The organism is Candidatus Angelobacter sp. (assembly GCA_035607015.1).
Classification (GTDB): Bacteria; Verrucomicrobiota; Verrucomicrobiia; order Limisphaerales; family AV2; genus AV2.
The window spans coordinates 1-6,028 of record DATNDF010000500.1; the positions used below are offsets into that span (position 1 = coordinate 1).

Genomic DNA, 6,028 nt, shown 5'->3' on the forward strand with positions numbered 1-6,028 from the left:
ACAAGGGAGTAATCTCTTGTTTTGGTCGCTTGTCGGGTTAGTGTGCTGTCGAAAGTAACGAGTGTGAATCAAGTAGTAGCCCCTCTTTAAAATGAATTCAATCAACGACATCAAGGCACGAATCGACAAACTCGATCTCAGCCAACTCGCTAGCCTTGAACGATGGATCGACCAGCGCGAAAAATGGAAACTAGCGGAACTGCTCTGTCTTTAGTCGCTGTTGAGGCTCACATCAGTCGAGGAGACTTGTAGAACGAAAGCGGCAAAAGATTGCCGCAATCGGCGACTCTTCGCGAAATTTGATACCTCATAAATCGCCGTCAGCGGCCACGGACGCGTCCACCATTCCGCCAGTTCAATTCCTTTGACACTTCGGCGAGCAGACGGTAGTTGTCTTCGCATCGTATGTTCGTGAACGCCCAATCGAAACGAGTCGCCGTCGCGCGTCTGCGCGCGATGCGCGTCGTTGGCTGGCAGCCGGCGTTGATTAGCAAGCGCCGCCACAGCGGATGGGCTTCAAGGACACGTTAAACACCTCGTCGAATTTGAACACCCACCGCTGCGAAGCCGGTGGGTTTTTGTTTTCCACCTCCGAGCATCGGTTCGCTTCCCATCCGACGAAGCCAGAAGAACTGATATGAGCACATCGATTGACGGTCCGGGCAGGGCGTCACGCGGTCCGGTCATCGCAGCGTTCGCCGCAATCTATTTGATCTGGGGCTCGACGTATCTCGGCATTCGTTTCGCGGTCGAGACCCTGCCGCCGTTCCTCATGGGTGGTGCGCGATTCCTGACGGCGGGACTCATTCTCTACACCTGGCTGCGTGTCACCGGCACACTCTCGCCATCGCTGGTTAACTGGCGTCATGCCGCTCTTGCGTCCACGCTGCTGCTGGGAGTTGGCAACGGGGCCGTCAATTGGGCGGAACAGAAAGTATCATCGGGATTGACCGCGCTGATTATCGCCGGGACGCCCGTCTGGTTCGCGCTGTTCGACTGGTTGTGGCCCGGCGGAACACGTCCCACCCGGCAAACGATACTCGGCATTGCGGTGGGCTTTGCCGGCGTGCTGGTGCTGGTCGGTTCACGCTCCACGTTGCATGGTGGCGCGACCGACTTCACGGGAGTCGTGGTGCTGGTGTGTGCGAGCGTCGCATGGGCCGTTGGCTCGCTCTATACGAAATATGCGCCGAAACCAGAATCGCCGATGATGGTCGCAGCCCAACAAATGATCGCCGGCGGAATCATCCTTTCACTGACCGGGCTGGCGACGGGTGAGGCCGCGACATTCGATGCCGCCAGAGTTTCGACACGCTCGCTTGCAGCTTTCGTGTATCTGACGCTCATCGGGTCGCTGTTGGGTTTCAGCGTCTATGCCTGGTTGCTCAAGGCCACGACACCTGCGCGTCTCTCGACTTACGCCTACGTCAATCCCGTCATCGCCGTATTCCTCGGCTGGGCGCTCGGCGGGGAAGTGCTCACGGCGCAGATGCTGATGGCGGCAGCCGTCATCGTATTTGGCGTCGTGGTCATCACTGCGCGCCGGACGCCGCCTGCTGCGTCTCTCGGAAACAGTGCCTCGGCGCGCCCGGTGTCTTAGCGCCTTTGACGCAGCGACAACATGCGCGTGATTTTGCGAACCGCTTCGGAACCCGCGTCGAACAACGCGGCGACAGACACACAAACGGGAACTCGAAGGTTTTGAGGAAGCTGCCAGATCGGGCACTCGCGCCCGAGCGCCGTTGCCCTCGTTACACACAGCCGAAGAACGTCATATATTTCTCGCCACGCGCTTCGCGCAGGAGCAGCAACGCCAGTTCCCGGGCGTGGTAGTCACCCCACATCGAGCTTTCCCCATTCGGCACTTTCTGGCCGGGCGCGACATGATCCCAGCCGTTCGGCCGATGATAAACCGAATGAAGGATCAAGCCCTGGTGTTTCGGATTTTTTGAAAGGTACGGCTCGTCGAAGAGCGTGTTCGCGATGGTCAATCCAGCCTGGCGATAGCGCCTGCCCATCTTCCTGTCACCATCTATCGCCAGATGGTTTCCCAGGCGAATCAGTCCCTGTGCAGCGATGACGGCGGCGGAACTGTCCACCGGTTCCCATTTGTTGAATGGGTCGCAGGGTTTGTTCGAATAGTTACCGAGCCGATGAAGATTCGGCGCGCCGGTATCCCACATCGGAATGCCGTCCGCGCAGGAGTTTTCAATGTAGAAGTCAGCCGACACTTCAGCCGCGGCAACAAGCAACGTCTCCAGAGAAGCCGGGTTTTTGGATCTGCGTCCGGACAACACGCCCGCCCGCTCGTGCAGACGACGGGCGGGCAGCTCGAATGGAACTGACTTGAGGACAGTGTTCACGTTTCTTTCGTCGAGAGTTCGGACGAATTCCAACTGCTCCGCGAAGCCAAGAATCGCCCACGCCAAACCGCGCATCCAGGTACTGAACGGCGAGTAACCCTGCTGCGAATTCGGAGACCGATAGCTGCCGTCGTTCACATTGAAAATGCTTTCATGCGCCACGCGGCCGCGCACATCGTAAGCGTCGCGACCCTCGCCGTAGTAGATGTTGTAACGCGCGGTGTTCGTCGCGTGCTCGATGAGTCGTTGCAGCAGAGAAATCTTCCGGTCGCGCTCCCCCATCAGAACATGGCCAAGTTGGTGCGCGACGGCGAGTGAACGCAACGAGCGCATCGTGTCAACGAACAGTGAATGCGGGCCATTGAACGAATAAATGAATCCCGTGCCATCGGCAACGCGCGTCCAGCGCGCGGACTGCACCGCGCCGGAAACCTTCAGTGCCAGCTCATACATATCCTGCTCCCGCTCGTTCAAAGGAATTTTTCCTTCGCGCATGAGCCGGAGCAGATTCCCGTAGGTGGAGATGTTGTTGAAACCATGGTCATGCACGCCGACATGCGACACATGCGGCGCCATTCGCTCAATCGTGTTGCGCCGGCCAATTTCCAAAAACTGTTTTTCTCCGGTCGCGTCGAACTGCAGGAGCGCCGAGCCGTATTGAAAACCCTGCGTCCATTCCGTCCAACCACGCGTCGTGTATCTGCCCTTCTCCGTGAACACCGGCGTCCCCTGCGCCGGTCTCCAGTTTTTTTCGATGCTCAGGATTTTTGTCGCGGACAGCTCGAACAGCCGCTCGATCTTTGGCGCGAGCCTTTGCGCGGTCAGTTGGTCGTTGATCCGGGTTGGCATTTTGCGTCGCGGGCGGGGAACCCGATGGGTTCAGAGTCTGCGCAGGTGGAACCCTCCATCCACGTTGATGATCTCGCCGGTGCTGAAGGGCAGCAAACCCCGCGCAATGGCGGCAACGGCCTTGCCCACATCCTCCGGCGCGCCCCAGCGTTGAACGGGCGTCAATCCGCCGGCGATGAGGCGATCGTATTTTTCTTTCACTGATCCGGTCATGTCGGTGGCGATGATGCCGGGGCGGATTTCGTAAACGTTGATACCGTGTTGCGCGAGTCGCGCGGCGAACAGGGGAGTCAGCATTGCCGGCGCCGCCTTGGAAACGCAATAATCACCCCGATTGACCGAAGCGGTGTAGGCGCTGATGGAGGTAATCGTGACAATGTTCGGATGGTAATCCGAGGGCGGGGTGTCGGCGTTGCATTGTTCAATCATCCAGCGCGCGGCAAGTTGAGTGAGAAAGTAAGGTCCCTTCACGTTGACAGCCATCAGGTGATCGAAGCTTTCTTCAGTCGCATCCAATATGTCGGCGCGAACTTCCGGCGCGATACCGGCGTTGTTGACCAACAAATCCAGCCGGCCAAACGTTTGCTTCGCGAATTCAATGAGTTTGTTCCGATCAACCGCATTGGCCACGTCTGCCCGGCAAATTTCAGCACGAATTCCCGGACCGCTCGCGCGGGCGCGACCGATACAATCCGTCGCGGTCTGGCGGGCAGCATCCGCGTTGTGGATAAAATTGACGATGAGGTCGTAGCCGATCGTTGCCAGTTCCAGCGCGATGCCACGACCGATGCCGCGTGATGCGCCGGTAATGAGGGCCACGGGATTCACGCAGGCAGGATAAATTTCCAGGTCCGTCAACGGAAGACATTTTGCGTCGTGATGGCACGGCAACTGGTTACAGTCGCCGGGGTTGGCGACATATACTGAGCGCGTGGTGACCGTGGGTGATTTTGCCCATCGCCTTCCTCGTGCTTGGGAAATTGCACCCAAACACAACGTGGAAGTTCGACGCGTCTCTTCCGTGTCACCGCGCACGGGAAATTTACGATTCCGAAGAAACGCCGTGTGTGCGGCCAAACGCACATTGAAACCGCTCGACGTGCGGTCTTAATCTGTTGGTCTGCCCAGTAGTGGGCAAAGTTTTTGCTCAATCCTCGGAGTCTTGCGGGCATGGCTGCTGCCTCGCGGGTCATCGCGGTCAACGTAAAACGACAGAAAGGCACGTTTATGAAGTACCTATCACGACGGTTGTCTCCTCTCCTTGTCCTCCTTCTGACGGTTTTCAGTGGCGCGCAGTATTTGTCCGCGCAGGATGTTACCAATCCACCGGTGGTAACCATTGTTGCTTCCGATCCAAACGCTTCAGAAATCGGGCCGGACACTGGAACATTCTCCGTGACCCGCACAGGGCCGACCAACGCGGATCTCACCGTTTTCTATCACGCCGGCGGCAGCGCGAAGCCCGGCGTCGATTACGAAGCGCTGACCGGGCATGTCCTGATACCTGCGGGCGCAACTTCCGCCGATATCACAGTGACGCCGATCAGCGACGTTGACACGACTGTTGAAACGAACGAGACGGTGGAAGCAAGACTGCTGTTGCCAATTGATCTGCCGGTCGCGAATCCCGATTCACCGATTTTTTTGAATTCTTACCAGATCGGATCGCCGAGCAACGCGGTCGTCAACATCGCCGAAAATGGCCTGGTCACCAACCCGCCGCCGCACGTGCGGATCGTGAGTCCGTTGAACGGCGCCATTTTCATCGCACCGGCGAGCATCACGTTGATCGCCCACGCGGAGGATTTGAACGGGCAGGTGGAAACCGTCGAATTCTTTGAAGGGACCAACAGTCTGGGGATCACGACGAATCTGCCGGTCGCCAATCCGATCGGGCCGTTTGTGCTTACCCTGCCGAATGTCGCCGCGGGCGCGTACACGTTCACGGCGAAGGCGACGGACGACCAGGGCGCGACTCGCGTCTCGGATCCGGTTAACGTCAAGGTGCTGGCCATCCCGCCGACCAACACGCCTCCGGTCGTGACTGTCGTGGCCAGCGATCCAGATGCTTCGGAGATCGGGCCGGATACGGGCACGTTCACGGTTACACGCACCGACGGTACTAACGATGAGTTGACCGTGTTTTACCACGTCGGAGGAAGCGCGAAGGCCGGCTCGGATTACCAGCCGCTGTCAGGTCACGTCACCATTCCGCCGGGCGCATCCTCGGCGGACATCACGGTAACACCGATTTCCGACGTGGACTCAACACTCGAGACCAACGAAACGGTGGAAGTGCGTTTGCTATCGCCGCTGCTGCCGTTGAACGACGCGGGGCTTCCGACCATCTGGCCGCCGCCTTACCTCATCGGCTCGCCCAGCAACGCGGTCGTGAACATCGCCGAAAGTGGCCTCGTGACCAACTTCCCGCCGCATGTACTCATCGTCAGCCCGCTGGACGGCACCAAGTTCGCAGCTCCGGCAACGATCCTGTTGGTTGCGCGCGCGGAGGCTGTCGGCGGCGTGACGAACGTGGAATTCTTCGCCGGAACGAACAGTTTGGGCCAGGCAACGTTTGAACCGACCAAATGCTCGGTCTGCCCCAATTGGGTCCTGACGTGGTCGAATGTGGTTGTCGGCGACTACTCTCTGACTGCCAAAGCCACCGACAGCCACGGCACGGTCGGAACCTCGGACGCGGTGACAATTCATGTGATCGATGTGCCGCCGCCGCCGGTCGTCACCATTGTTGCCACGGACCCGGATGCGTCCGAAATCGGGCCGGACACAGGGACATTTACGGTGTCGCGGACGGG

At 59.0% G+C, this 6,028-nt stretch carries 5 protein-coding genes; 3 read left to right on the forward strand and 2 right to left on the reverse strand.

The window, feature by feature from the left end; all coding sequences use genetic code 11:
* Window positions 1-91 precede the first annotated feature (91 nt).
* Together VN887_20075 and VN887_20080 are read left to right on the forward strand one after the other, a co-directional pair.
* The gene (locus VN887_20075; GenBank protein HXT42317.1) at window positions 92-214 is read left to right on the forward strand and encodes a hypothetical protein; all 123 of its coding nucleotides are present in this window, start codon (window positions 92-94) and stop codon (window positions 212-214) included.
* Window positions 215-637: 423 nt separating this feature from the next.
* Window positions 638-1,600: an EamA family transporter gene (locus VN887_20080; protein ID HXT42318.1), complete on the forward strand. Its 963-nt coding sequence runs from the start codon at window positions 638-640 to the stop codon at window positions 1,598-1,600.
* Window positions 1,601-1,751: 151 nt separating this feature from the next.
* On the opposite strand, the gene VN887_20085 is transcribed toward VN887_20080, so the two are convergent.
* A complete protein-coding gene (locus tag VN887_20085) occupies window positions 1,752-3,212 on the reverse strand; it encodes a glycosyl hydrolase (GenBank protein ID HXT42319.1) in 1,461 nt (486 codons plus the stop codon).
* A gap of 30 nt (window positions 3,213-3,242) precedes the next feature.
* Window positions 3,243-4,070, reverse strand: a complete 828-nt coding sequence (locus VN887_20090) for a 3-ketoacyl-ACP reductase (protein HXT42320.1) — start codon at window positions 4,068-4,070, stop codon at window positions 3,243-3,245.
* A 369-nt stretch (window positions 4,071-4,439) separates the two neighbouring features.
* On the opposite strand from VN887_20090, the gene VN887_20095 reads away from it, so the two are divergent.
* Window positions 4,440-6,028: Ig-like domain-containing protein (locus tag VN887_20095; GenBank protein HXT42321.1), on the forward strand; the 1,589-nt coding region annotated here is incomplete at its 3' end.